This window comes from Dellaglioa sp. CoH-56-MRSF-12, from assembly GCF_056782075.1.
The window spans coordinates 1-278 of record NZ_JBXAYD010000082.1 but is presented as its reverse complement, the minus strand read 5'-3'; the positions used below and the strand labels follow the sequence as shown (position 1 = coordinate 278).

Sequence of the window (278 nt, the reverse complement as noted above, 5' to 3'; positions counted from 1 at the left end):
GATCCAGGAGGCCGCCTTCATCGACGGCTGCAGCCGGTTCGGCTTCTTCTTCCGCATGGTGCTGCGGCTCTCGCTCCCCGGCGTGATCACCGTGGGCATCCTGGCCTTCATCGCCAGCTGGAACAGCTACCTGCTGCCGCTGTTCATCCTCAACGACCAGGCGACCTTCACCCTGCCGCTCGGCGTGCAGGCGTTCTCGTCGCAGTACGCCACCGACACCTCCAAGGTGCTGGCGTTCACGTCGCTCTCGATGATCCCCGCGCTGATCTTCTTCAGCC

The 278-nt window shown here is 64.7% G+C and carries 1 protein-coding gene; it reads left to right on the top strand.

The genetic code is table 11. From position 1 onward, the window contains the following. Positions 1-278: ABC transporter permease subunit (locus AC1RPY_RS07850; protein WP_481763126.1), on the top strand; the 278-nt coding region annotated here is incomplete at both ends.